The 24,941-nt window shown below is 56.2% G+C and carries 20 protein-coding genes; 14 read left to right on the plus strand and 6 right to left on the minus strand.

Going from position 1 to position 24,941, the window contains the following annotated elements; translation table 11 throughout:
* Positions 1 to 14: 14 nt before the first annotated feature.
* Together SynA1560_RS00525 and gmd are read right to left on the minus strand one after the other, a co-directional pair.
* Positions 15 to 1,028: a GDP-L-fucose synthase gene (locus tag SynA1560_RS00525; RefSeq protein ID WP_186500878.1), complete on the minus strand. Its 1,014-nt coding sequence runs from the start codon at positions 1,026 to 1,028 to the stop codon at positions 15 to 17.
* A 14-nt stretch (positions 1,029 to 1,042) separates the two neighbouring features.
* Entirely contained in the window at positions 1,043 to 2,152 is a 1,110-nt protein-coding gene (gene gmd / locus SynA1560_RS00530) for a GDP-mannose 4,6-dehydratase (RefSeq protein ID WP_186500879.1), read from the minus strand.
* Between the two features lie 64 nt (positions 2,153 to 2,216).
* Here gmd and SynA1560_RS00535 point away from each other — a divergent pair, with 64 nt between their 5' ends.
* Positions 2,217 to 2,963 carry a glycosyltransferase family 25 protein gene (locus tag SynA1560_RS00535; RefSeq protein WP_186500880.1) on the plus strand — a complete coding sequence of 249 codons (747 nt, stop codon included), beginning with the start codon at positions 2,217 to 2,219 and terminating at the stop codon, positions 2,961 to 2,963.
* A 6-nt stretch (positions 2,964 to 2,969) separates the two neighbouring features.
* Entirely contained in the window at positions 2,970 to 4,121 is a 1,152-nt protein-coding gene (locus SynA1560_RS00540; protein WP_186500881.1) for a glycosyltransferase, read from the plus strand.
* On the opposite strand, the gene SynA1560_RS00545 is transcribed toward SynA1560_RS00540, so the two are convergent.
* Positions 4,118 to 5,047, minus strand: a complete 930-nt coding sequence (locus SynA1560_RS00545; protein ID WP_186500882.1) for a calcium-binding protein — start codon at positions 5,045 to 5,047, stop codon at positions 4,118 to 4,120. The genes SynA1560_RS00540 and SynA1560_RS00545 overlap by 4 nt on opposite strands.
* A gap of 161 nt (positions 5,048 to 5,208) precedes the next feature.
* Between SynA1560_RS00545 and SynA1560_RS00550 the strand changes: the two genes are divergently transcribed.
* Positions 5,209 to 6,093 (plus strand): hypothetical protein, encoded by an 885-nt coding sequence (locus SynA1560_RS00550; protein ID WP_186500883.1) that lies wholly within the window; start codon positions 5,209 to 5,211, stop codon positions 6,091 to 6,093.
* 5 nt (positions 6,094 to 6,098) lie between these two features.
* Positions 6,099 to 6,968: a hypothetical protein gene (locus SynA1560_RS00555; RefSeq protein WP_222930219.1), complete on the plus strand. Its 870-nt coding sequence runs from the start codon at positions 6,099 to 6,101 to the stop codon at positions 6,966 to 6,968.
* Here the strand turns inward: SynA1560_RS00555 and SynA1560_RS00560 are convergent.
* Together SynA1560_RS00560 and SynA1560_RS00565 are read right to left on the minus strand one after the other, a co-directional pair.
* On the minus strand, positions 6,965 to 7,975 hold the full coding sequence (locus tag SynA1560_RS00560) for a glycosyl transferase family 90 (protein WP_186500885.1): 1,011 nt from the start codon (positions 7,973 to 7,975) through the stop codon (positions 6,965 to 6,967). The genes SynA1560_RS00555 and SynA1560_RS00560 overlap by 4 nt on opposite strands.
* Positions 7,965 to 9,104: a glycosyltransferase family 9 protein gene (locus tag SynA1560_RS00565; RefSeq protein ID WP_186500886.1), complete on the minus strand. Its 1,140-nt coding sequence runs from the start codon at positions 9,102 to 9,104 to the stop codon at positions 7,965 to 7,967. The genes SynA1560_RS00560 and SynA1560_RS00565 overlap by 11 nt, the downstream gene beginning before the upstream one ends.
* A gap of 29 nt (positions 9,105 to 9,133) precedes the next feature.
* Here SynA1560_RS00565 and SynA1560_RS00570 point away from each other — a divergent pair, with 29 nt between their 5' ends.
* From SynA1560_RS00570 to SynA1560_RS00615, 10 genes are all read left to right on the plus strand, one after another.
* Positions 9,134 to 10,180 carry a hypothetical protein gene (locus SynA1560_RS00570; protein ID WP_186500887.1) on the plus strand — a complete coding sequence of 349 codons (1,047 nt, stop codon included), beginning with the start codon at positions 9,134 to 9,136 and terminating at the stop codon, positions 10,178 to 10,180.
* Positions 10,181 to 10,182: 2 nt separating this feature from the next.
* Entirely contained in the window at positions 10,183 to 11,322 is a 1,140-nt protein-coding gene (locus tag SynA1560_RS00575) for a hypothetical protein (protein ID WP_186500888.1), read from the plus strand.
* Between the two features lie 18 nt (positions 11,323 to 11,340).
* Complete coding sequence (locus SynA1560_RS00580; protein WP_186500889.1) at positions 11,341 to 12,222, plus strand: calcium-binding protein; 882 nt, start codon at positions 11,341 to 11,343, stop codon at positions 12,220 to 12,222.
* Complete coding sequence (locus tag SynA1560_RS00585) at positions 12,219 to 13,436, plus strand: glycosyltransferase (RefSeq protein WP_186500890.1); 1,218 nt, start codon at positions 12,219 to 12,221, stop codon at positions 13,434 to 13,436. Before SynA1560_RS00580 ends, SynA1560_RS00585 begins: the two co-directional genes overlap by 4 nt.
* Before the next feature lie 75 nt (positions 13,437 to 13,511).
* Positions 13,512 to 14,693 carry a glycosyltransferase family 4 protein gene (locus SynA1560_RS00590; RefSeq protein WP_186500891.1) on the plus strand — a complete coding sequence of 394 codons (1,182 nt, stop codon included), beginning with the start codon at positions 13,512 to 13,514 and terminating at the stop codon, positions 14,691 to 14,693.
* Between the two features lie 266 nt (positions 14,694 to 14,959).
* Positions 14,960 to 16,498 (plus strand): glycosyltransferase family 4 protein, encoded by a 1,539-nt coding sequence (locus tag SynA1560_RS00595; RefSeq protein ID WP_186500892.1) that lies wholly within the window; start codon positions 14,960 to 14,962, stop codon positions 16,496 to 16,498.
* A 50-nt stretch (positions 16,499 to 16,548) separates the two neighbouring features.
* Positions 16,549 to 17,502, plus strand: a complete 954-nt coding sequence (locus SynA1560_RS00600) for a hypothetical protein (protein WP_186500893.1) — start codon at positions 16,549 to 16,551, stop codon at positions 17,500 to 17,502.
* Positions 17,503 to 18,738, plus strand: a complete 1,236-nt coding sequence (locus SynA1560_RS00605; RefSeq protein WP_186500894.1) for a glycosyltransferase — start codon at positions 17,503 to 17,505, stop codon at positions 18,736 to 18,738.
* A 160-nt stretch (positions 18,739 to 18,898) separates the two neighbouring features.
* Complete coding sequence (locus SynA1560_RS00610) at positions 18,899 to 20,530, plus strand: calcium-binding protein (RefSeq protein ID WP_186500895.1); 1,632 nt, start codon at positions 18,899 to 18,901, stop codon at positions 20,528 to 20,530.
* A 51-nt stretch (positions 20,531 to 20,581) separates the two neighbouring features.
* The gene (locus SynA1560_RS00615) at positions 20,582 to 22,729 is read left to right on the plus strand and encodes a hypothetical protein (protein ID WP_186500896.1); all 2,148 of its coding nucleotides are present in this window, start codon (positions 20,582 to 20,584) and stop codon (positions 22,727 to 22,729) included.
* A gap of 10 nt (positions 22,730 to 22,739) precedes the next feature.
* Here SynA1560_RS00615 and SynA1560_RS00620 read toward each other — a convergent pair whose 3' ends face one another.
* Positions 22,740 to 24,920 carry a tetratricopeptide repeat protein gene (locus tag SynA1560_RS00620; protein WP_186500897.1) on the minus strand — a complete coding sequence of 727 codons (2,181 nt, stop codon included), beginning with the start codon at positions 24,918 to 24,920 and terminating at the stop codon, positions 22,740 to 22,742.
* Positions 24,921 to 24,941: the final 21 nt, after the last annotated feature.

A 24,941-nucleotide genomic window follows, 5' to 3' on the forward strand; every position in this document is an offset into this window, starting at 1 on the left:
AGGTCCACAAATGATCACTGCCGCAGTTGACCGGTCGCCAGTGTTTGCTCGAAATCCTGAACTGCCAGGGGGAGCCCCGCCGCCAGGGGAATGCGTGCAGACCAGCCGAGATCGCGGAGCTGGCTCACATTCAGCTGTTTCTTTGGTGTGCCGTCGGGCTTGCTGGTGTCCCAGTGAATGGTTCCGCCGTAGCCGACAGCTTGGGACACCTGTTCGGCCAGTTCACGAATGCTGAGGTCGATGCCGGTGCCCACGTTGAGGAATGCAAGCGGTGCGCCCTGATCGTCTTTCGGTGCATCGGGGGCCAGAGCTGACCAATGCTCGAGGGCAAACACGCAGGCGTCTCCCAGATCATCGGCGTGGAGAAATTCGCGCAGGGGCGTGCCGCTGCCCCAGCAGGTCACTGATGGGGCGTTCGATAGTTTGGCTTCATGGATGCGGCGGATCAAGGCAGGCAGCACATGGCTGCCAGTGGGGTGATAGTTGTCGCCAGGCCCGTAGAGATTGGTGGGCATCAGGCTGATGGCATCAAAGCCGTGCTGGCGGCGCAGGGCCTCCGCGAGCTTGATCCCGGCGATTTTGGCGATGGCGTACCACTCGTTGGTGGGCTCCAGAGCGCCGGTGAGCAGTGCTTCCTCGCGGATCGGTTGCTTGGCAAATTTAGGGTAGATGCAACTGCTGCCGAGAAACAGCAGTCGGCGCGTGCCGGCTTGCCAGGCCGCTTCCATCACGTGGGTCTGGAGGCTGAGGTTTTGCAGCAGGAAATCGGCGGGTCGGCTGCGGTTGGCTTCGATGCCGCCGACGGTGGCGGCCGCCAGCACCACCACATCGGGTTGGTTGGTTTGCATCCAGGCGCTGACGGCCTGGCCATCGAGTAGATCGAGCTGCTGACGGGTGGGGGTGAGCAGCGCACCGCCGCGTGCTGGATCGCCATACCCCTTACGCGTCAGCGCGCGGCGAATAGCACTGCCGGCCATGCCGCGGGCACCAGCAATGAAGATGCTGTCACTGGGGCGGAGCAGAGACATAGCGGCAGCGTCCGTCATTCCCGAGTACTCACCACCTGAAAGCCTTTGGCCTGCAGGTAGGCCTCTTTGCGGGCTTCATCCTGGTCGACGGCGATCATGTCATTGACCAGTTCTTCCAGGGTGGTGGTGGGCGTCCAGCCCAGTTTCTCGTGAGCCTTGGTGGGATCTCCCAGCAGAGTCTCCACTTCCGCGGGGCGGAAATAACGGGGATCGATGCGCACCACGATGGCGCCGGTGTCGCTCCGGTGGCCTGTTTCTTCCAGTCCCGATCCCTCCCATTGGAGCTTTCCCCACCCAAGGGCCTGGGCAGCGAGCTCAATGAAGCGGCGCACCGATTCCTGACGGCCGGTGGCGATCACGAAGTCTTCCGGAGTGTCCTGCTGGAGCATGCGCCACTGCATCTCCACATAGTCGCGGGCGTGGCCCCAGTCGCGCAGGGAATCGAGGTTGCCCATGTAGAGGCACTGGTCGAGGCCGGCATCAATGCGGGCAAGGCCGCGGGTGATCTTGCGGGTGACAAAGGTTTCGCCGCGCCGGGGGCTTTCGTGATTAAACAGCAGGCCGTTGCAGGCATACATGCCGTAGGCCTCGCGGTAGTTGACGGTGATCCAGTAGGCGTAAAGCTTGGCGACGCCGTAGGGACTACGGGGGTGAAAGGGGGTGGTTTCCTTTTGCGGGACCTCTTGCACGAGGCCGTAGAGCTCGGAGGTGGAGGCTTGATAGATGCGGGTTTTTGGGGTGAGGCCGCAGATGCGCACGGCCTCAAGGATGCGCAGGGTGCCAAGGGCGTCGACGTTGGCGGTGTATTCAGGAGCCTCGAAACTCACCGCCACATGGCTCTGGGCGCCGAGGTTGTAGATCTCATCGGGCTGAACCTGCTCGATGATGCGTTGCAGGTTGCTTCCGTCAGACAAATCGCCGTAATGGAGGGTGAGGCGCGGAGGTTGCCCTGTGGGATCAGTCTCGTGGGGATCTTGATAGAGGTGATCGATGCGGGTGGTGTTGAAGGAGGAGGCGCGGCGTTTGATGCCGTGGACGGCGTAGCCCTTCTCTAGGAGGAGCTCAGCGAGATAGGAGCCGTCCTGGCCGGTAATCCCAGTGATGAGAGCGACGGGGCGGTCCATGCAAGCGATCGTGCAAAGGTCTGGCAGAGTCCCATCATCTCTTGAGCCGCGGGTCGGGTCTGTGATGGCAATGCGCCTAGAAGACCTGGATGCCTTGGTGATCAGTCTGGAGCGCACGCCCCAACGCCTCGATGCATTTCGCCGGCGGTTTGCGGGATACCCAGGCGAGATCACCCACCTACCCGGGGTGGATGGCGCTGAATTGAATCTCGCCCAGTTGCAGCAACAGGGTCTGATCGACCCGTCCGTTCTGACGTGGCCGCGCGGGCAGGTGGGTTGTGCCCTGAGCCATATCAAGGCGTTGATGCATTGTCGCCGTCATGGCCGTTCGCTGTTGATTTTTGAAGATGACGCGCTGCCGGCGCCTGAGTGGCCGGACCATCTCCAGGCCCAGTTGCAGCAGGCACCGGACGCCTGTGACCTGCTGCTGTTGGGTTGGAATCTGGATTCGTGTCTGCAGCTTGATTGGGCTCCGGGGCAGACCTTCACGAGTCTGTTTCAACCTCGTTTCCCCGATGAGCAGCAGCTCAGTGCAGCCTTGGCTGCCGTGGGGCAACGTCAGTGGCTGCGTCTCCAGAAGGGGCTTGGACTGGCGGGCTATGTGGTCACCCCGGCCGCAGCGGACACCATCCTCAACTGGGCATTTCCGCTGCGCACGCTGCCCATCCAAGTGCCCGAACTGCCGGAACGGCTTTGTTTCAGTTTCGACGGTCAGCTCAACAGCCTGTACCCCAGCTTGCAGGCCTGGGCTCTGTTCCCTCCTTTAGTGCTCGGCATTAACGACAAACGCAGCTCAGAAACGGCCGGTTGACGAGCGATGAAGGCGCCGATTTTCTATTACGTCGATCACACCAGTCGCTTTGCGCACAACAGTGGGATTCAACGTTGCGTGCGCCTGCTGGCCTCTGCCTTGATTGACGAGGGTCAAGGCTTGATCCCCGTGGTTTGGGATCGCCATGGGCAGCGGTTTGTTCCGCCTTCCACGCTGCGCTTGGCCCATCTTTCCCGCTGGAATGGACCGCCGCTGGAGGCTTGGCATCCCTGGCAAGACCCTGCAAGCGTCTCCAGCGGTTGGTTGTTGATCGTGGAGCTGGTCTGTGGACCGCGTAATCCATCCGCTCAGCAATTGAGGGTTGCGGCACCTGGCTTGAAGCTGGCCTGGCTGTTCCATGACGCGATTCCATGGCAGCAGGCGGTGGCTGCTGGTCAACCAGAAGCGCCCGCAGCCGTCGCCCACGCCAACTACATGCAAGCCATTGCGGCGGACGCCCGCGTGTTTTGCAATTCGTGCACCAGTCGCTTGGATTTGCTCTGCTTTCTGGCGGAGCACGGCGCTCACGCCTTGCCGCAGCTGCTCAACCGGATTATTCCGCTGCCTCTGGCGGAAACCTTCCCTTTCAAACGACTGCCGCCGCCGTCGAATGCGACCGGTCCTCTGCAATTGCTGATGGTGAGCACGCTGGAGCCGCGCAAGAACCACCAGGGACTGATCAAGGCTCTCGCTTGGCTCCACAGTCAGGGTGTGCACCAGTGGCAATTGGAGCTGATCGGTTGGGGTGCGGATGCGTCGATCATCGCCATGTTGCGGCGAGCACGGAAGCTGGGATTGCCCCTGGCGTGGCGAGGGGGCGTCTCGGATGAACGCCTGCAGGCTGCCTATGCCGATGCGGATGTGTGCGTCTACCCCTCATTTCAGGAGGGGTTTGGTTTGCCGGTGGCTGAAAGCTTGTGGCATCGCCGACCCTGCCTGTGCAACAACGCCGGTGCTTTGGCTGAGCTGTCCCGTGGCGGTGGCTGTGTTGCGGTGAACACCCATCAATGGCGCTCGATTGTTGAAGGATTGAGCCGATTAATCGAAGAACCCCAGTATCGCAAAGAGCTGGGGTTCGAGTTGGAGCAACGCTCTTACCGCACCTGGCATCAGGTGGCAAAAGAGTTGTTGTCAGATTTGGAGACTGGAATTAATTAAGCAACGTCAAAAATGTTGGGATTGTTCAGGAAGCTCGTGGGGTCATTGCCGTCCGCTGCATTGTAAGCAGTTGTTGCTTTGTCTCCAACAATGATATCTCTTTCAGGAACAACAATACCATCGGAATTGACTCTTCCAGCATATAGAACGCTAAAATCCTGCTGAATGATACCAACATAGTAATCATTTGCGGTTCCAGGGACTGCCTCTAGCTTGACCTCGTTTAACGTGCTGATTCCTGGTAGTAAAATGTAATCGTCCGCAATATTAAAGTCTGTAATAGTGTCGATGTCATTGGTGCTGCCGCTCAGATTGTTGAGATCGCCATTGCTATCAGTGCGTAGCACAAAATAGTCCTTGTTTAAGCCTCCGAAGAGGAAGTCAACGCCAAAGTCTCCGATCAGGAGGTCGATGCCGTTAGCTCCATTAAGACTGTCGCTTCCCTGCCCACCCCGTAAAATATTGTTTCCTGCAACCGATGCAAAGACTGTGTCGTCTTCAGCGTCTCCGAGAAGGAAGTCATCGCCACCGTCGGTTCCGCTTATAAAATCGGCTTCTCTTCCGCCGCGCAAAAAGTCGCGACTGAAAAGAGATCCGATGAGGTTGTCGACGCCTCGGTTTCCATTGGCAATATTGTCCCATCCAGGTGAGTTGAAGCTGGTTCCGGTGAAGATATCGTCTCCAGAATGGAGTAATATATATTTTCCACGGAGCGACTGTGGATAATTGAGGTTAGTGATCGTGTCGCTTTGGTTTGATAATTGCCCAATATCGTCAACGATGAGAAACGTATTTGCATTGTCAGTGGGTTGGTATTGACTTGGGAACGCAGGATTGAAACCCATGATGAGGACTGGATGAAGTGGGGAGGGTTTCTCTTCATGGCCAATGCATAGCCAAAGAGTGAAGAGATTCTCCTTGTCCATTCACCATGAGAATCGCTTTGGGTAGGTCCTTCGTTTTTGAGAATTTTTTAAGGAATCACTGGAAGTCGTTGTTGCTTGTGAGGCAGATCTGGTTTGTCCGTCAGCTCTGCTAGGAGCAATGGTCTGGTCGTGCAGACTGATCTTCTCTTGCAGAGCTCGTGTTGCGGCGTGCATTGATCACGGGATGCGTCCGCGACTCAGGCCGTCATCTGCCTGCGCTGTTCCGCAACATTGAGTTGTTGCGCTCGCTGTTTGAGCAAACAGACGTACTGCTCCTCGAAAACGACAGTTGCGACGACAGCGTTGCTGCGATTCGCGCCTATGCCGCCGAGGCACAAGCTGTGCATGCCATTGGCTTTCCTGGTCTTGCGGAGCAAATTCCGATCAAGACTGTGCGGCTGGCACACCTGCGTAATACGGCCCTGGCATGGCAGCAGCAACGCGGTGGTTGGTCTGACCTCGATGTGTTGGTGGTGCTGGACTGTGACAGCGTCAATGCGGATCCGTGGGATCTGCCGAGCTGTGCCGAGGCGTTGCGCTGGTGGTGGCAGCAGCCGGATGGGGCTGGCCTGTTTGCCAATCAGGATGGTCCCTATTACGACCTCTGGGCTTTGCGCCACCCTCAGCAATGTCCCGATGATGTCTGGGCTGCGATTGCTCAATTGCATGGCCAGCATCCGGACATGACGGATCTCCAGTTGCTGGAGGCGGTTTACACTCCGCGTCAATTCGTGTTGGATTCCGCCGCTGCGCCCCTGGAGGTGGAGAGCGCCTTTGGCGGATTGGGTTTCTATCGGGCCAGTTGGCTGCAGCGCGTGCAGCCGCGCTACTGCGGCGAGCAGCCGCTGGCGTGGGATGGCCCAGAGGGGCGACGTTGGTGGCGTTGGCAATGCTGCGAGCACGTGAGCTTCAACCAGGCCCTCAGCTGCGCCGGTGCCAAGCTCTGGATCCACCCAAGCCTGATCAACTGGAACACCCGGCGATTGCAGCAGCAGGGTGGTCTGCGGCCAAACCCGTCCGGGTGGCGCCATCTTCCGGTGTGTTGAACGCGATGCGTCTTGTCATTCATGCCGGTCCACGCAAAACGGCGACCACATCGTTTCAACGCGGTTGTGATTTAGCCCGCTCGGCCGGTGTGCTTCAGCAGGTGTTGTATCCCCGGTTAAGGGTTGAAGGCCTCCCGGTGTTTCAACACAGCCCATTGCTCTGGGCGTTGCAAGTGGGCCGGCATGAAGCGGTGCTTTCTGCACTCCGGATCATGCATCAAGACGCCTGTGAGGCCGGTTGCACGGCGGTGCTGCTGAGTGGAGAGGATTTTGAAAACTTCTTGATTGATGACGTCAATCATCGTCATTTTGAGCAGTTGCTGGTGCAAGCAGGTTTTCGTACTCCTGAGTGGATTTGGGTGGAACGCGATCCTGTGGATCGCTTGGAGTCGGTGTATTCCGAGGCTGCGAAACATGGTCTGGTGGCATCGATTCAGGCGTGGACGGCGAGTGTGCGTCGTACCGGCTGGTTTGCAATGAGCACTGAGGCTTGTCACAGCTTGATGGCCATCGACCTGCGGCGTTGTCTGCCGTCGTTTGCTGATCGCACGCTGGGCAGTGTGCAGCTGATCCCGTTTGAATCCTTTGTGGCGACTCAGCCTGTGGGATCAGACCTGCTAGTGCGGTGTTTCGGCGGTCACTGGCTTCAAGCTTCTGAACCCGACAATGTTCGACTCCGGCCTGAACAGATCGAGCGCAGGTATTTGGCTTCGTTTTTGAATTCGGGCTTGGTTTCCGAGGATGATCTATCTCATGTCGAAGAGAGTTTGGCTGCTTTGGCGACGATGTTTGAACGCATCGTGGCCAGTCGTCAGACACGGCTGAACAACGAACTCCAAGATCTGCGTGTTTTCTTTCGCGGTCGGCCCGGTTAAAGGGCCACCGATCGAATCGACGTCAACACGTCAGCGCCTAAGTCTTCGAGCACTTGGATGGCAAGTTGCTGGCCTTCGTATGCAATTTCTTCGCACTGTTGCGGGTGCTCCTGGCACCAGCTGAGCTTGTCTTCGAGATCGTTGAGGTCAGGTTGCACCGCAACCAAGTGCCGCCCTGGAATCAAACGGTGATGAAACCATTGCCCGCGGCTGCTGGTCACGCGGATCACGCAACAACCACTGAGCAGCTTCCAGAGTAGGCCCCAGGAATTGACGTTGCCATCGAGGTCAAGAAGCCAGCGGCATTGCGCCATGGCCCGTGGTTCGAGTCTTGGTGCCAGGAGGTGCTGCTCGTTTAGGTGCTGTTCCACCGCCTGTTGATCGCTTGCACTCGCGCACTGCACCACATTGCTGAAGCGGGCATCCAATAAATCCGGTCGGCGTCGCGACAGTTGGCAGAGCTGGTAGCGCCGACTGTTCCCCAAGGTTGTCAGCGTGATGTGTTTGCTGTCGGTGCTGGCGCCGCGCCAGCAGGCGATCGGCTTGCGCGCCTGCCATGGCGGTAAGGGATGTTTGACAAGTTGCTGACGCAAGAGCAGGAAGCCGTGGCTTCCTAGGCAATAGGCATCGGGGATGACACCGTGTTGTGGTTTGCATGCATAGCGCGGTGCATCCATCCGCAAGCTGCCCGGGCCTGGGTCTTCATCATGCAGTTGTACCACCAGCTGCCCATCGGGCTGGCGCCGGCGCAGCAGGGCGGCGCTCATCTGGGCCACCTGCAGTAGCGGATGAAGACGGCCCCCCATGCGCAGCGCAATCGGCGGCACCGCAAACTCTGGGAGTTGATTGGGTCTCCAGCGCACCGTGAGGTTGGCGTTCGCAGGGGCGCTGGCAACGGGCTCCGGTGCGGGACTGCTCCAAAGGCTGCGCAGCAGCGGCTCGCCGAGTCCATCGCCCAGTTCCGCTAGCCAGTGCGGCGGCAGCAACGGATCGTCGTCAGTGCGCATACCACCGTTCTTGCAAGCCGGGCACAGCGGAGAGCCAGTCGATCACTTGTTCCGGCAGTACGTCGCTCATGCAGGGGTGCCCCTCCACCAGACAGCCGTCGTTGCGGAAGCGGTTGCTGGCGCATCGGTCGCAGCTGTGGGGACTGACGGTGCGCGACAGGTTGCGCGTGCGTGGCAGCCACAGACGAATAGGGCTGGCGCCGGTGCCATCTGCATCATTTCCCACGAGGGCCAGGGTGGGGGTGCCCACGGCTGCGGCGATGTGCATTGGCCCCGCGTCCACACTCACCACAGCAGCGGTTTGGCGGCAGGCACCCGCGAGCTCCATCAGTGTGGTTTGGCCTCGCAGGTCGATCAACGCTGTGGTCTGCAGCAGCCAGTCTTCGCCGTCGCCAGCGTTGTAGGCCTCCTGCTGGGCTTTGGGGGGACTACCCACGAGTCCCACACTCAGGTCGCGGTGGTTGCAGGCATCGATCACGCTGCGCCAGTGCGCGAACGGCCACACCTTGGCGGCCCGAGCCGTGGTGCAGTGGATCAGTACATCGGGGACGCTGAAGTTCGGTGCCGTGCTGCTGAGTGCAATGGCATGCACGTCGGTGTCGATCCATGCCAGGCGGCAGAACAGTTCCGAGATGGAGTTCGTGCTGAGCCAGCTGCTGTGCCGTTTAAGGAAGGCAGGGCTGTCCCAGTCGGGCTCTTCAAGAAAGCGCTGTTGCGGCAGATCACCCCAAGGAAACGTCCGGCGTAGATCGTTTGTGAGCGTGCCACCAGCGATAAACAGCGGTCTTAGCCAACTGGCCACCACCTGGGTCACCGGATTGAATCCATCGAGATTGATAGCCAGACTCACAGGACCGCATTGGTTCTGGCGTTGTTCCAGTGTTTGCAACAGATCCAGGCCTGCGCTGGCCTCCCGGGAATCCCAGCTGCAGCGCCAGTCGATCCAGGGGCAGTTCGACTCGAAGTCGGCGGTGACTGCACTACCGATGAAGTCCATCGTTGCGTCAGGCCAGCGTTCCTTGAGGCCGCGCAGCAGTGGGGTGGACACAACGAAATTGCCCACCTTGCAGGAACCCAGCACAACGATTCGGGGGCTATCGCCCAGGGATTCACCGGCGTAACGCTGCACGAGGAGAATGGCGGTCGCCTCAGATTGCCATGACCGCGCGCATTCCCGTACTGAGGCCCATCGATGTGGTGGTGAACTCCGCTGGACCGTGGTCCACGGTGCGGGTGGAGCAGCCTTTCCGCGCCATGCAGCAGCATGGTTGGGATGTGTGCTTTGTGGCGACGCCCTTTGATCCAGTGCTCCAGATTCGAGACAGTGCGTTGGTGATCTGGCAGCGCCCACTGCCTGAGTCAGTGGAGCAGTGGCGCTCGGTTGTGGAAGGTTGGCGCCGTAGAGGCTGCCTGGTGTTAGTCGAGTGGGATGACCACCCCGACCTGTTCCGCTTGGCGATCCGAGAACAGTGCAAGGCTGTTGACCACATTCATCTGCGTTGCTGCCACGGTGTGCAGACCAGCAACCCGCTTCTTGCGGAAGTTCTGCGTCGCTTCAACCCGCATGTGTTTGAGCTCGAGAATGGCGTTCAGCCCATTCCTTCCTTGCGGCACGAGCAAAGTCAGCCATCAGCACGGGTGTTTCTGGGCAATTTCAACCGTGAACAGGAGCAGCGTCAGTTGGCTCCTGCTTTAAAGCGGTGGTTTCACGAATCAGAAGCCCCCCAGCTGGTCACGGTGGGTCCGTCGGGGTTGGAGGGGCTGTTGCCTCCCGAGCGACTTGAGAGCCATGCCCCTTTGGCATACCCCGACTATCGCGAGCTGTTGGCCAGTTGTCAGGTGGCCTTGTTGCCGTTGCAGTGCGGTGAGCCCCAGGCTTGCAAGACCCCGATTAAGTGGCTTGAGGCAGCCGCAGAGTCCGTGGCTGTGGTGGCGGGCCCGGAGCTCTACAAGCCTTGGTTGGAGCAGGGTCGGTATGGCCTGTTTGCCTCTGAGTTGTCAGCAATGGTGCCTTTGGCACGTCAGCTGGTGGAGCATCCGCAGCAACGAATGGAGCTGGTGGAGCGGGCCCATGCACGGTCCCATGATTTCCAGCTGGAGCGCTTGCTCCCATGGCGCATGGCGCTGTACCGCCACCTGAATCGCTTGGCACAGCCTTTGGAACGAGCGTTGGGGCGACGTTTTCCGATCCGGCAGGGCGTGTAGTGATGGTTGCTGCAAGGCACAGAGAACGTTGGTACCTCTATGGCGATGACGATGTGCTTGCCGACGATTTGCTGCGCCGCGATCTCGCCCGGGCCCAAAGCGCCTCGGAACGCGCATGGCTGCTGAAACATTGGCCCAGCCTGGGTGGCTTTGATGCGGCTGAGCAGTGGCTCGTTCAGAGGGAGCCGGCGCTCCTGGAGCACGTGCCCGGGCGAGCTGCGATGTTGCGTGTCTTGCAACACCATGGCGATCCCAATCCCTGGTTGGCTTTGATGCCCAAGACGGTGGAGCGCAGTTTTCAGGATCTTTGCCAGGTTACGACGGATGGACAAAGCGCATTAGAGCTTTGGTTGGGGGGTGGATTGGGGGATCAATTGGAATGCCTTGCACAGCTCCATGACCCGGTTCTGAAAGCTTGGATGCCACGATTGCTCGTACGCCTGCCGCTGCAGAGTCGACTTGCCTTGGGGCCATTTCTTCAAGAGTTCTGGCCTAAGCAGGCGCCTTCTTTGACCTTCTTGCCAGCTGCAGCTGAAGATAACGATCAACCTGTCTGGTTTAGTCAGATGGGCTGGTCATGTTTGTTGGGGCAGGCAGGTCTGCAACCAAAACCTCAGGTCCTCCAGCCTGCTGTTGTGGATGATTCGCAAGTCCCCAGCTTGCTGTGTTGTTGGCGCTCGAAGATCGATCCCGACGATCGCCACTGGGCGCATCTGCGCAGTTGGCCATTCCCTGAGATCGCCAGGCTGTATGGGCGTTTGGTGCCCTGGGCGCGATGCCGTGGCATTCGCCTGATCGATATCACCGCCTACCGATCTGATGAACGCCAGACGCTCCTGCGCCATATCCCTACCTTGGAGCTGGCTCAACCTGGAATCCGCAGTTTGTGCGATACGGCGGCTTTGCTGCGTGTAAGCCGAGGCGTGATCAGCGTGGATACGGCGCTGGTGCATTTGGCAGCTTGGTTTGGTTGGCCAACGTTGTTGCTGTTGCATCAGTACTTTGATTCGCGCTGGAATAATCGCCCTTTGGGGTTGAACCAGCCGCATCCGATCCAGGTATTGCGGCAAACGCGTTACAACAGCTGGCGAGAGGTCAGCGACACGTTGCTTTCATCTCTGGCAGATTGGCCTTGGCTTTGAGGCTGAGTGAGCCACAGAATGCGAATCCTGGTCACCATCGTCCATCACTGGAATCCGAGGGGTGCAGGTCGCCATGCCTCACTTCGGCCTGAGCTTGAGCCTCGTTTATACGCTCTTCAGGATCAATTACTGTCACTGCGCCGTCTGGACACGCGCCAGGGGGTACTGAACATCGCAACCAAAACGGTGGATGACGCCAATCATGCGTTGCGTCATCGGTTCACAATCAAAGTGGTAACCGATGGTCAGCACCACGTGCTCGACCACTTAGAGCCTTCTTACCGCGAATTGCTTGAGGAGGTGCCAACGACGCCTTTAGACCCTAAGCATCTGGGCTTCGAAGCGCAGAGAGTTCTTGCTGAACATCTAAATGATCAATACGACCTTTATGTGTATTTGGAAGATGATTTGTTAATTCACGATCCGCTCTTTTTTCGGAAGATCTTTTGGTTTCAGCTCAATGTTGGAGAGCATTGTGTGCTGATGCCTCACCGCTATGAGTCCTTCTGGAAGCCTTCTAACAGTGTGGATCGTTTTTTCATAGATGGGCCCATGATTGAACATGAGCTCAAGGCTCTGATTCCAGATCCGCCGCCGCCGCTCTCTACCCCATTGCCAGCAGGTCAAGTGACGTTTGAGAGTCCGAAAAATCCCCATAGTGGGTGTTTTGCTTTGACACATGCGCAGCTGCGTCATTGGAGCGAGCAGTCGTGGTTCTTGGATCGTGATTGCGGCTTAATCTCCCCCTTGGAGAGTGCGGCCACACTCGGCCTAGTGAAAACATTCACGCTCTACAAGCCGAGTTGGGCTTATGCCTCATTTCTGGAATTGCAGCACTGGGGCGTGAGCTTTCGCAACTTGATTGGTGGAGAGATTCGTGTGAAGGGTGCGGTTGGATGAAGCTTTTACTGCTGCATCAAAATTTCCCTGGCCAGTTCCGTCAGCTCACGCCTTGTTTGATCGAGCGAGGTCACCAGCTGCTTGCAATTTGCAGTCATCAACGCCCCTTGCCTGAAATTGAGGGGTTGCGGGTCTTGCGATATGACCAGCCCCCGCCAATGTCGGGTGAATGGCCCTATGGAACCCAGCTTTGGCATGAGGCCTTGCGACGGGCTGAATCAGTTGGAGGTTTCCTCCAGCAGCTTGCGTCTGAGGGTTGGCGACCGGATCGGGTGTTGGCTCATTGCGGCTGGGGTGAAGCCTTGCCGGTGAAGGAACAGTGGCCTGAGGTTCCACTGCTGGTATGGCCTGAGTTGTGGTTGCGGCCCGAGCATATGGGCTTCGGCAGTGACCCCCTCAAGGGGCCGGTCACGTCCGCATCATTATTGGCAAATGTGGGTCGCAACGCGCTAGCTGAAGCCTCCCTTGCACAAGCAACCGCATGGATTGTCCCCACGCGCCATCAGGCCAATAGTTTTCCAGCGGCTTATCAGAATGATCGAATGCATGTCGTGCATGAGGGAATTGATACGCAATTGGCGTGTCCCAACCCCGAAGTGAGTTACGAGGTGCGTGGGGTTCGAGTGAATCGTTCTGTGCCCACGATCACCTTCGTGAATCGCAATTTGGAGCGTTTGCGTGGCTTCGACACCTTCATGCGGGCCTTGCCCATCATCCAGCGCCAGCACCCAACCGTCCGGGTCGTCATTGTTGGTGACAACGAGGGGGGTTATGGAGGAGCTGATCCTTCAGGTTTGCCTCTTCGGGAGGTGATGTTAAAGGAGTTGCAGGGGCAGCTTGATCTCGAGCGGATTCATTTTCTTGGTCGTATCCCCCATCCCTATCTGATCTCCATGCTTCAGGCCAGTTGGGTGCATATTTATCTCAGTTACCCCTTTATTTTGGGTTGGAGTTTGCTCGAAGCCATGGGATGTGGCTGCTGCATTGTCGGCAGCCGTGGCATGCCGGTAGAGGAGGTCATTCACGACGGAGTGCAGGGAGTGTTGGTGCCGATGGACGATCATGAGCGCCTGGCGCAACGTGTGTTGGCTCTGATTGCTAATCCCCAGCTTCGCGATCAGTTAGGTAGGGCTGCGCGTCAAGCTTCACTGGCTTGGGATCAAAGTGTCACTCTTCCGAAATTGACAGCCTTGATTGAAGGGTTGACTGGCTAATAGGTGGTATTTTGAAATTATTTTTTCTCCCAATAAGCAGGATGATTTGAGATGCGTATATTGATTGTTTCAAACTTGTATCCGCCTCAGGAGTTGGGCGGCTATGGGCGTTCAATGGCCGATTTCGCTTGGGGGTTTTTGCAGCGTGGTCATCAGGTCACAGTGCTCACCAGCGATGCTCCTTACCTGCATGCCGATGCATGCCTCCCTTCAGATGTTGGGCCTAACGGCGAAGTGGTGGACCGCAGGCTGCAGCTCAAGGGCAGCTACCAAAGGGGCGTCACCTTGATGACAGACCTGGCTCAATGCTTGTCTGTAGACCGCGCCAATCAATTTGTTGTGCGGTCGATCATGGAGCAATCCTGGGATGGGGTTGTGGTCGGCAACATTGATTGTTTGGGGCCAGAATTACTGGGCATGTTGTTGCAGGGATCGATTCCTATACTTCACCATATCGGTTTCATGGATCCGCCCTTTTTGCTGCAACAGTGGCCTTCAAGCAGCCAATACATTCCTGTCGCCGCTAGTCACGCGGTTCGCTCTAATCTTCAACGCCATGGATTGCCGGTAGCCCATGCTCCGGTTGTGTATCCCGGAGTGAGAAGTGAATTGTTTGGTGATTCCAATCGTCCACTCACGCCTGCATTGCGTTTTGCGCAAAGGTTGCAGTCAGTGGGGCTACCTCTCGGCTCAAAGACCAACCCTTTGAAGGTGGGATTTGCAGGCTTGTTGATGGGTACTAAGGGTGTGCATACCTTGGCCGAGGCTCTTGTGATCTTGCATCAGCAAGGGATTGCAGTGCAAGCTTGTTTCGCTGGTGCTGAATTCCAGTTGGGCTATCTGCAGACACTTCAACAATATTTGGACCACGCCGGAATGCATGGGTTGGTGCATTTTGTTGGCCAACTCAGCCGTTCAGCTTTAAGTCGTTTTTGGAATCTTCATCATATCGGTGTGTTCACGTCGATATATCCAGAGGCGTTCGGCATTGTTGCGGCTGAAGTGATGGCTGCAGGGGCTACATTAGTTTCTAGCGCTGTTGGCGGTGCAGCGGAATTGGTGCCTTCGGATCTCACAGGGCGTCGTTACACTCCTGGAGAAGCCTCCGAACTTGCGTCGGTGTTGCGTTGTCTGGTGCGCGATCCTCAAGTCTTGTTTGAGTGTGCGCAGCAGGGCCAATCTCTGGTTCGCTCACGCTTTGATGTGCTTGCGTCCGTGGTGCAGCTGGAGCAGCTAGTTCTTCAGCAACGCAAATAACCATAAAATGGTTTTTGATTTTGATGAAAGACGGCGTCGATGCGCTTTAAGTCTTGGCAACGCCTTGTGATTCGTATGCGTTGGCGTCGCTGGCTCGGACCTGTCATCTGTGCAGTGCCTTACATCGCATCCATTGTCTGGCTCCTGAGTTTCAGCCAAACTTGGATCGCCTTGGTGATGCTTGTGCCTGCTGTTTTGATGCTGGTGTTGGGTTTGCTTACCTGGGTCCTCGCCAGGCTTGAGTTTTATGGTCGCCTGAGGCGTCGATGAGTTGGCCTGCTTTGATTTTCAGCAGCGATCTGCTGCCCGATCAAGGGCCGTTGAATGGGCGTCGTTGGGTATCTCAGTTGCTGTTGCGGCTTTGGCTTGAAGCCACTGAACAGGAAGGCTTGGATCTGTTGGCGGCAGATCCCCAATTGTTGGAACTAATGGGTTCTGCGCTGCCAGAGAGCTATCAGCAGCATTGCCTGCGTTATTGCTCGATCACCAACCCCAACAGTCTGGTTAAGAACGGTGCGCTGTTTGTCCCCGATCCGTCGCTGGGTTCTTGGGCTGCCTGGCGACAGTCGGTCGGGCATGAAGCGTTCTCTTTGATTGGTCAGATCCACACCCTCAGCACCACAGCGGTGATGACCATGCTCGATGCACTTGTGGTGGACCCGGTTCAGGAGTGGGATGCCCTGATCTGTAGTTCAAGGGCAGGGCGTGATGTAGTGGAGCAGGTGATGGAGGATCGCCGTGATCAGCTCAGGCAACGCTGCGGGGCTAGTCATTTCCCTGAGCTTCAATTGCCGGTGATCCCGCTTCCTCTTGATGAGAGTTGCTTTGGGGTAGCTGATGGCAGCCGACAGAAGGCCCGCTACCAGCTGAGTTTGCCCCCGGGTGACGGTGTGGTGCTTTGGTTAGGGCGCCGATCCATGCTGACCAAAACGGACCCCTGGCCGGCCTATCAGGTTTTGCAGCGCGTCGCCACGCGTTTGGGGAGACCGCTCTGGCTCGTGGAATGTGGACCCGATGACACACCTGAGCAAGCGGAGCATTTTCAGGCTCTGCAGAGCCACTGCCCTGATCTACATACGTTGCGTTTGGGTGGTGAGGGTCATGTGCCTGAGGCAGTCAAGAGACAGGCGTTATTAGCATGCGATTTGGTGCTGTCGTTGGTCGACAACATTCAGGAAACCTTTGGCCTTTCTATCGCTGAGGCCATGGCGGCGGGTCGGCCTGTGGTTGCATCCGACTGGGATGGATATCGCGATCTGGTGCGCAACGGCATCGATGGTTTTTTGATTCCTAGCCGCTGGGATGAGCAGGCGGATGCAGTGTCTTTTCCCTTGGGTTGGATGCAGAAGCTGGAAATCAGCAGCTTCCCCCACATCAGTGGCTCCCTGGCTCAGCTAGTCCAATTGGATTTAGCAGCAGCAGAAGCAGCTGTGTTTACGTTGCTGAGGGAGCCAGTGATGGCGCGCGCGATGGGGCGCGCTGCTCAGCAGCGTGCTCTTGAGCAGTTTGCGCCCCGTCAGGTGATGAGCCGTTTTGAGGAGCTGTTTGACCAGCTTGCTGCACGGCGTAGGGCAGCACAGAGGGGGTCTGATGATGCGAAGCCGCCGATGCGTTTCGACCCTGTGCGTTGTTTTGCTGGTTACGCCAGCCATCAGCAGCCTTTTGTGAAAGGGTCTTTTGGCTCGAAAGGCTTGCCAGACTCATTGGTGCAAGCGCGTCAACCCTTGGCCGATCAGCTCAGTCGCGCTCTTCCGGCGAATCGTGTTTTGGACTGGAACCAGTTGCTTCTGCGCAAGCATGTTTGACACTTGTGACCAGGAGTTGTGAAAGAATCTGGGGATGCCGCAGTCTCGTCGTGGGTTCCTCGTCAGTCGTTGAGTCTTGGTCGATCACATCGGCGGTACTGCGCGAGCAGCGCGATCAGCTCATCAGATTTTGGTTGGCATGTCCTGATGATGTTCTTGAACACCTCTGGGTTGGAACGGCAGGCCAAGTGACCCGTGAAATGGTGGCACAGCTCAATCTGACCTCGTACTTCTCAGAGCCTCAGTTGGCGTTACGCAATCGCTTGGGGGAGTTTTTGAGAGAGGGGTTTCAGCAGCCTGGCGCGGTGAAAGCAACAATCGCTACCTTCCTTCTCTCGCCCCCAGGTCAGTTTCGGATTGTGAATCCTGAGAGCCATCTTCCAGGCTGGTTGGTGCCCACATACCGCACTTTGTACGAGCAAGGTCAATCATCCTTCAATCAAGCTACTACTGTTGAACAATCGCCTGTTGCAGCATCTCCCCAGCCACCTGCAATCCCTTCGGCCACACCAAGTTCGCTTCCTACGCCTCAATTTGGTGAATTCCCAGCCACTTTGGCTGAGTTAATTAACAACCGTTTGCAGCTAAATAGGTTGCTTGGCCTGTCGAATTTGTATTACATTGATCCTGAGGATGAAGAAATCCGAGATGAGTTATTGCAGCTGCGCCAACATTTAGCTGAGGTCCTTCTTATTGCCGACGATACCACTTTGGAAGCTGCATTCACGTCGGACTTTTCTGACCGTTATTGGGCTTTAGTGCGATCCGGTATCCAATCGGTCCCTCTCAGCTCTGAGATGGAGCAGTTGAAAGAAAGGATCAAACATAAATTGAATCCACTCCAAGGTGGAGGTTTTGGTCAGCCTGGTGCAGCAGCAGCATTCGTGGTTGCCATGATGTTGTATCAGCCTGGCACTATGCAGGTGGATTCTGCTGAACAGAAATTGCCCTCTTGGTTGTTGCCGGGCTATCAGGAGATTTTTTCTTCAGCACTGAACGCCTGAGTGCGGATTCTCTTCTGCCATACCAATTTTCCAGCTCAGTTTCGCCGTTTGGCACCGTCTCTCGCTGAGCAAGGGCATGAGATTGTGTTTTTGCACAAGGGCATTGAGTGGCATGCGCAAGATGCTCGTGCAGTTAAGCGTCATATCTACAAAGTCTCCCGTTTATCGAGCTCGGTAAGTGGCGCTCTTCATCCCTATCTTGGGCGTTTTGAAGATGCCGTGCTTGAGGGTCAGGCGGCTGCCAGGGAAGCTATACGACTCAAGGATTCAGGATTCTATCCGGATGTGATTGTCAGTCACGCAGGGTTTGGAAATGGTCTTTATTTGAATGATGTATTCCCAAATGCGCGGCGTATTGGTTTTTTTGAGTGGTATTACACATCGGGAGTCGGTGGCGATGTTCACTTTTTGCATACTTTGCATGGTGAAGAAGTCCCCTTGGATCGAGCCATGCGCTTACGTACCTGGAATGCGGTGACGTTGTTGGAGCTGGCGCAATGCCATGAGCTGGTGACACCAACGCAATTTCAGTGCCAACAATTTCCCGAGCCCTTTCGTTCAAAATTTCACGTGATTCATGAGGGAATCGGTGCAAAGCACTTGCAGACGCTCAAGAGTCAAAGGCCTCCAAGGCCTTCATGTTTACCCAAAGACTCAAACATTCGGATTGTTACCCACGTTGCACGTGGCTTTGAGCTCTATCGCGGTTTTCCACAGTCCATAGCAGCTTTGGCAGCTCTACAACGTTCAATGCACGATGTACACGTACTGATTGCGGGTGTGGATCAAATCTGCTACGGCGGGCCAGGTCATGCTTCCACCGGTGAGACTTGGGGAGTCTGGGCAAAGCAATCATCGGGGCTGGATCCTAAACGCACTCATTGGCTTGGAGCGCTTGGTACCAACGACTATCAGGCTTTATTGGCACACAGCGAAGCACACCTCTATCTCACGATTCCGTTTGTTCTTAGCTGGAGTCTGCTGGAGGCCATGGCCATTGGAGCTCCTCTGGTTGCGAGCGACACGCAGCCGGTTCGCGAGGTGTTGACTCATGGGGTTGATGCGTTATTAGCGCCGTTTGATCAGCCAGAAAGCTTGGCTGCATCGTTGCAGGCATGTTTGCTCGATCGCGGGGCATCTCAGAACAGAGCCGCTCGGGCACAAGAGCGTTCCCTGCAATATGACGCCAGCCTTGGTATGGAGGGGTGGACGCGCCTCTTGACTTCGGCGAGGTGACAGTCAGCAAAGCGTGATCCCACCATTGACTTGCTGGCATCAGGACTGTAAAAAAGGTCCGTTGAATGGATAAAATTTCCTTCGGCAAGCTCTACTCCGACCCTCAGTGGGTCGGTTGTGAGGAGACCAAACCACCCACTGACCCACTGACCGTCCAGAAATGACGACCAGTTACAACACCATTCTCGGTACTGAGACTGCTGACTCTCTAGTCGGCACATCCGGTGCCGACTCCATCAGCGCCCTCCAGGGCAATGACACCATCGACGGCAAGGGAGGAGCTGACCTCCTGTTCGGTGGCCAAGAGAACGATGTTCTTACAACTTCTCTTGCTTCAAATGGAGCTACTTACTCCGGTAACAAGGGCAACGACACTCTCAGTATCGGTTCCCTGAGCTCCAACAGCACCACCTTCTTCGGCGGTGTCGGAAACGACTCTCTCATCATGGGAGGCACCTCCGTTACGGGTGCGGTTTTGTCAGGTGACGCTGGCTCCGACATTATCTCCGCCGCCATTCTGAGCAGTTCAACTGTCTATGGTGGCAATTCCACTGGGACCTACTCATCAGACAGTGATGGTAATGACACCATCACCCTGACATCAGTCCTCTCCAGTTCATTCATTAATGGCAACCAGGGCGCTGACACAATTAATGTCGCCACCTCGTTTGCTTCATCCACCATTCATGGTGGTGCTGGAGACGATTCTGTAAATGCAGCTATCACCACCAGTAGTTCAACCATTTTTGGTGACAAAGGTGCTGACACCATTTCCTATGGTGTTGCAGGGCAAACCATCGTCAGTGGCGCTGTTTACGGCGACGCAGCCGATACAACTGTCACCGATGGTGCTGGTAATGATTCCATTACAGTTACTGCTGGTACTTCTCTAATCAGCATCGCGACCATTTCCGGTGGTGCAGGCGAAGACACCATCGCCTTCACAGGTGGTGAAGTAATTAAAGCCACTCTTAACGGCAACCAAGGCAACGACACCATTACGGTTACTGCGTCACAGTCGTTCATTTCCTCTTCCGTTTACGGTGGTTCAGGTAACGACAGCATTTCCTTGGTTTCTGCTTCCTCCGGTTTCATTTATGGAGACAACGGAGCAGATTCAATCACTGGTGTTTTCACCAGTGCTGAAGTTCGTGGAGATGGTATTGGTCAGTCCAACGCTGACTCCTTCTCCTTCGCCACTGGTGCATCTACATCTGCAACCGTTTACGGCGGTGGTGGTAATGATGCGTTCACCATTGGCCAAGCTCTCCAAACTTCTACCCTTTACGGTGGCTCCGGTGCAGACACCTTCTCTGGAACTACACAGGTAACCTTGTCTCGTGTGATTGGTGAAGGTGGTGCTGACAGCATTGCATACACCAATCTCGACGCTTCCACTGTTCTTGGTGGAGATGGTGCTGACACGATCGGTACTACTGCTGCCTCTTATGTAGGTTCTTCTGTTGTTGGTGGTTCGGGTAACGATGATTTCCTTCTCCAAGGTGCCGCAACTAGCACAGGAAGTACTTTCTTCTTCGGCTTTGGTAGCGGTGCTGACACCCTCACAGCTGGGGCATTCACTGGTGCTGCGACCGTTACGGCTACTAAAAATGTCATCGCTGTGTCTGCCACTTACGGTGGTACTGGTTCTGTTTCCACTCAGTCCGGTGCGAACATTGTCACCTTTGGTACTGGAAACAGCCTGACCATTACTGGTCTTGCATCTGCAGGCTATGTGACAAACCTGTCTTTCGTCACTGTGAGCCAGGCTTCGATCGATGCCTTAGGTTGATCGAGTTCAGAAGTAAAACATCAAGGAGGGGCATATGCCCTTCCTTTTTTTATGCTTAATCAGCCTTCCTTGTGTTGTTCTCGCAAGCAAGCCGTCCAGGCTCTTGATAGCGAGAACCATCATTTTTTGTTTGAAGAGCGTTTTCTTCTTTTGCTTCGTGCAGCTCAATTCTCTCAGGCCGAGGCCGAGTTGTTGTCTTCTTCTCGACAGCCAGCTTTTGTGTCGATATTGTTGCTACGCATTTATCAAGGCCATCGTTCCGAAGTGGAGGCTTTGGTAGAGATTGCTCCGTCTTCCGGTGATGATGCAGGTTTACTTTGGTTTGCCAAGCAAGCGCTTTTGTTGTGGAAGGCGGAGTATCACAAAGTTATTGATCTTGGCTTGCCTCCAAACAACGAGTCGCTCTGCTCTCCTTGGCACCGTATGTTGTTAGCTAATGCCTTGGTTTGGCTTGGTAGGTTTTCTGATGCAGAGTGGCACAGGCAGAAATTGGGAAATGAGTTTCTGCCCCCAGAAAGAGTCGAATTAGATGCACGTTTGGCCTTTCATCGCGGGGAACCAGCCGCAGCCCTAATGATGCTTTCTCCACTGCTTGAGGCTGGTGATGCATCTTCGCTTGGTTGGGAGATGGCGTTTCATGCTCTCAACGCTACAGACCAGAAGTGGGCTGCTCAAACGGTGTTGACGCGTGCGCGCAGTCTGTTTCCAGATAGTGCTCGTTTAATTGGAAGAGCTGTGATTCATAGTATTAATGAGAGGCAGCCGATCAATGGAAGACGATTGGCTCTTTTAGAGCGCTCAAAGGTCAGTTCTGATGGTTGGTTTCAATTAGACCAGTTGCGAAGCCATCAAAACCTTGGTCATGCCTTTGAGACTGGAGGTCGCGCGGACTTACTCTGTTCGGTGCACCCTTCGACTCTGGCTGAAAGTCGAACTTGGGAGGCATTGGGTAATTATGCATTGCAAATGGCCTCGTTGGCTAGTCCCATGGCGCAACAGGCTTTGTTAGCGGCTCAAGAGTTACTGCCCCGAGAGAGTGACTCTTGGGATGTAAATCGAGTCCAGAGGGATAGAGATCCAGGGCGTCAGCTTCGTATCGGCTTGATCACTCCTGATGTCAGTTATCACCCTGTGTGTCGATTTCTGTTGATGCAACTCAATCGGTTCTCGCAAAAGAGTTGTGAATATTATTTTGTAAAATTAGCTGGTTTGGATGATTGGGCGACTGATGTCGCAAAAAATCTTGTTTTGCGATGTGGTGTTTGGAATGATTTAAGTGGGAAATCTTATTCTCATCAATTGGCTGCGATTCGAGAATTGAATCTTGATATTGCGGTTGATTTGGCAGGGTGGACTGGCAGTGCAGTTCCAGGTCTATTTGCGTCACGAATTGCGCCAATTCAAGTAAATTACCTCGGTTTCTTTGCTTCGACTGGTATCCCTGAAATGGATTATTGGCTTGGCGATTCAGCTTTGTTTCCGCAGACATTGCAGGAATGGAGTTCTGAATCAATCTGGCGTATGCCCCGTTGCTTTTTGGCGTGGCAACCCTTCGAGCAGTTGCCCGAAGGAAGAGTTGTTGTGCCGGCAGCGCCAGCGTCACCTGATCTGGTGTTTGGCAGTTTCAATCATGTTCGCAAGTTGGCAGACGCCACCTTGCGCCTCTGGGGCCGCATTCTTGAAGCTGTTCCAGGCAGCCGCCTGGCACTTAAGGCTTACACATCAGACGATCCAGGTACTGCCACGTTGTTGCGCAGGCGCATGAAGCGTTGTGGTTTGGACCCTGATCGGGTGACCTGGTTGCCCACTTGTGCTTCACCTGAAGACCATTTACGTCAATACGGTCTGGTGGATGTGGCGTTGGATCCTTTTCCCAATGGTGGCTGCACTACATCTTGCGAAGCGCTTTGGATGGGTGTCCCTGTGATAACTCTGGCAGGTGATCGCTATGTCAGTCGCATGACGACGGCAGTGCTAAGTGGCGCAAAACTGCCGGAATGGATTGCTTCATCCGAAGAGGATTATTTCAATAAAGCGGTTCAAGCTGCTTCCCAGCGTCAGCATGTTCGTCAGTCTCGCGAGCAGCTGCGTCGGCATTTGCAAGCCAGTCCACTCGGAGACGCAGCTGGATTGAACGCAGCGTTAGCCTCGGTTTGGCGGGCCATGGTCCAGCAGAAGTTTCAAGGTGATCCAGCATGAGCTCTTTTGTCTAGCCGCCTCCTAGCCATTGATGCCAGCATTTTCGATAGAGGGCTTCCATCGCCTCTGCAAGCCCTAATCCATCCATCAAGGTACTGCGTTGCAGTTGCTGTCTAATTGCAACGCGTTGTTTAGCGCTGCGCGGCCCAACTGAGGCGAGTCGCTGAGCGCGGGATACGTACCCCTGAAGATCGGGAGCGATGGCCGCATCCAGGCCTGCGCCGGCTAATACGGCCGCGGTGAGTCGTCCCACCATCCCTTCTCCTGCCAGGCAAATCACAGGAACGCCCATCCACAGGGCTTCGGCGCTGGTGGTTGCCCCGCCGTAGGGGATTGGGTCGAGGGCTGCATCCATGCGTCCGTAGAGGCTGAGATGGTGTTGAGCCTTATCACTGCGCTCCAGCAGTTCCAAGCGTTCCTTTGGAATTCCGCGGGCTTCGAGGCGGTTAGCGATTCGTTGTCGCTCTGCCGCTTCGCCAAAGGTCTGACTTTTTAGCACTAGTAGGCTTTGGGGGACGGCTTGGAGCACCGCGGCGAACAAATTCAGGCAGGGATCGCTCAATTTGCGGCTGTGGTTGAAGCACCCGAAGCGGAAGCGCTGGTCGGGTGCGGTCCTGACGAGATCAGGAGTGCGATCCGGCTGATAAGCCATGTAGCAGCGCGGCAATCGGTGCAGTGTTTGCCCTGGCGCCTCCTGCTCAAGGCCGTTGGGAAATACCACCGGATCGCCAATCCAGCCATCGAGGCATTCCAGATGGGTGCTGGCGAAAAAGCCCAGGTAACTCAGTTGGATCGGTGCCGGCCGGGCAGTGAGCAGCCGTAACCGCTGGCCGCCGGTGTACCCTCCCAGCTCCACCAGTAGATCAATTTCCAGCTCGGCAATCTGGCGGGCGGCGGCCAGATCCGTGCTTGGTCCCAGTTGCAACCAGCGATCACATAAGGCTTTTAATGTCTGACTGTGTGGGTCGTGGATCGATCCGCAGCTGATGCCCGTTATCTCTACCTGTTGGCGATTGTGGCCGCGAAGCAACGGTTCCAGAAAGCGTCCGACGGGGTGGTTGTGCAGATCCTGTGACAGGTAACCGATTCGCAGGCGACGATCCGGTGAGCGGTCTTTGATGTGGTCGCTCCACAGTGGTGCCGGTTTTAGGCTGCGGCTCGATTCCCACTCACGGGCTCGTGCTGCTAGCACATTCGATGGAAGGAGACGGTTGCCCGCAGCAGCGAATTGTAGGTTGAATTGCTGCACATCGCTGCTGTTGGCATAGCTGACGCTCCGCTGCATCAACGGCAGACCTTCATTCCAGCGACCGTGTTCGATCAAAACACTGCCAAGAGCTTGCAGAAGATCAGGTCGCTCTGGATGCAATTCCACAGCAGCTTGTAAAGTCTGAAATGGGCCCACCATCTGCTTGAGGGCTTTTTGGCAGGCCGCATGGTTGAGCCAATGATCGCCTTCTTGCGGTTCCAATTCGGTGAGCTGATCGAACAGCGGCAGGGCCTCTTGGTGGCGTTGATCTGCCATAAGCAGTACGGCTTTGGTGCGAAGCAGTTCTTTTTCAGTGAGGATGGTCTGTTCGCCAAGCAGTGCCCAAGCATCCTGGCTGCGTTGTAAGCGCTGCAGCAGAGTCAGATGTTGCAGCAGCAGCGTCGTGTCGTCTGGCTTGTGTTGACGCAGACTTTCCAGGGCCGAAAGCGCTTCTTTGCTGCGTCCACAACTCAGCAAGCAGGCCACTAACTCTTGTAGCAACAATGGACGCTCACCTTGTTCATGGATCAGTGCTTCCAGCTGCCTGAGGGCTTGCTCTGGTTGATCAGCGTGGTGAAGGCTGAGTACCAGCCCCCAGCGCAGATGCAGATCTTGGGGCCACTGCTCGAGACCCTTTTGAAGCCAGACCAGGCTCTCGCTGGCGAGTCCCTGCTCACGTAACCAATTGCAGGCGTTGCTCAGCAGAATCGGCGACCACCTGCAGTGCTCCAGGGCCCAGCGGTAGTGCAGACCTGCTTCCTTGTTAAAGCCGTTGCCGCGCAGCAAGGCCCCGAGGCCAGCTGCCGCATCGCCGGCATCATCAGCTCGGGGCGCCAGATTGAGCAGGGTCCTATACAGATGTTCGGCCTCAGCCACTCGCCCAGCCTGATGGGCGGCACGCGCCCGTTCTAACAGGGTTGCATCGGGTGAATACGCTGACATGCCAATTGTGTGATGGAGTTC

This window comes from Synechococcus sp. A15-60 (assembly GCF_014280095.1).
Lineage (GTDB): Bacteria > Cyanobacteriota > Cyanobacteriia > PCC-6307 > Cyanobiaceae > Synechococcus_C.

Coding starts and splice junctions, on each gene's coding strand:
- SynA1560_RS00525 (WP_186500878.1), bottom strand. CDS start 1,028: ATGTCTCTGCTCCGCCCCAGTGACAGCATCTTCATTGCTGGTGCCCGC.
- gmd (WP_186500879.1), bottom strand. CDS start 2,152: ATGGACCGCCCCGTCGCTCTCATCACTGGGATTACCGGCCAGGACGGC.
- SynA1560_RS00535 (WP_186500880.1), top strand. CDS start 2,217: ATGGCAATGCGCCTAGAAGACCTGGATGCCTTGGTGATCAGTCTGGAG.
- SynA1560_RS00540 (WP_186500881.1), top strand. CDS start 2,970: ATGAAGGCGCCGATTTTCTATTACGTCGATCACACCAGTCGCTTTGCG.
- SynA1560_RS00545 (WP_186500882.1), bottom strand. CDS start 5,047: ATGGACAAGGAGAATCTCTTCACTCTTTGGCTATGCATTGGCCATGAA.
- SynA1560_RS00555 (WP_222930219.1), top strand. CDS start 6,099: ATGCGTCTTGTCATTCATGCCGGTCCACGCAAAACGGCGACCACATCG.
- SynA1560_RS00560 (WP_186500885.1), bottom strand. CDS start 7,975: ATGCGCACTGACGACGATCCGTTGCTGCCGCCGCACTGGCTAGCGGAA.
- SynA1560_RS00570 (WP_186500887.1), top strand. CDS start 9,134: ATGACCGCGCGCATTCCCGTACTGAGGCCCATCGATGTGGTGGTGAAC.
- SynA1560_RS00575 (WP_186500888.1), top strand. CDS start 10,183: ATGGTTGCTGCAAGGCACAGAGAACGTTGGTACCTCTATGGCGATGAC.
- SynA1560_RS00580 (WP_186500889.1), top strand. CDS start 11,341: ATGCGAATCCTGGTCACCATCGTCCATCACTGGAATCCGAGGGGTGCA.
- SynA1560_RS00585 (WP_186500890.1), top strand. CDS start 12,219: ATGAAGCTTTTACTGCTGCATCAAAATTTCCCTGGCCAGTTCCGTCAG.
- SynA1560_RS00595 (WP_186500892.1), top strand. CDS start 14,960: ATGAGTTGGCCTGCTTTGATTTTCAGCAGCGATCTGCTGCCCGATCAA.
- SynA1560_RS00610 (WP_186500895.1), top strand. CDS start 18,899: ATGACGACCAGTTACAACACCATTCTCGGTACTGAGACTGCTGACTCT.
- SynA1560_RS00615 (WP_186500896.1), top strand. CDS start 20,582: ATGCTTAATCAGCCTTCCTTGTGTTGTTCTCGCAAGCAAGCCGTCCAG.
- SynA1560_RS00620 (WP_186500897.1), bottom strand. CDS start 24,920: ATGTCAGCGTATTCACCCGATGCAACCCTGTTAGAACGGGCGCGTGCC.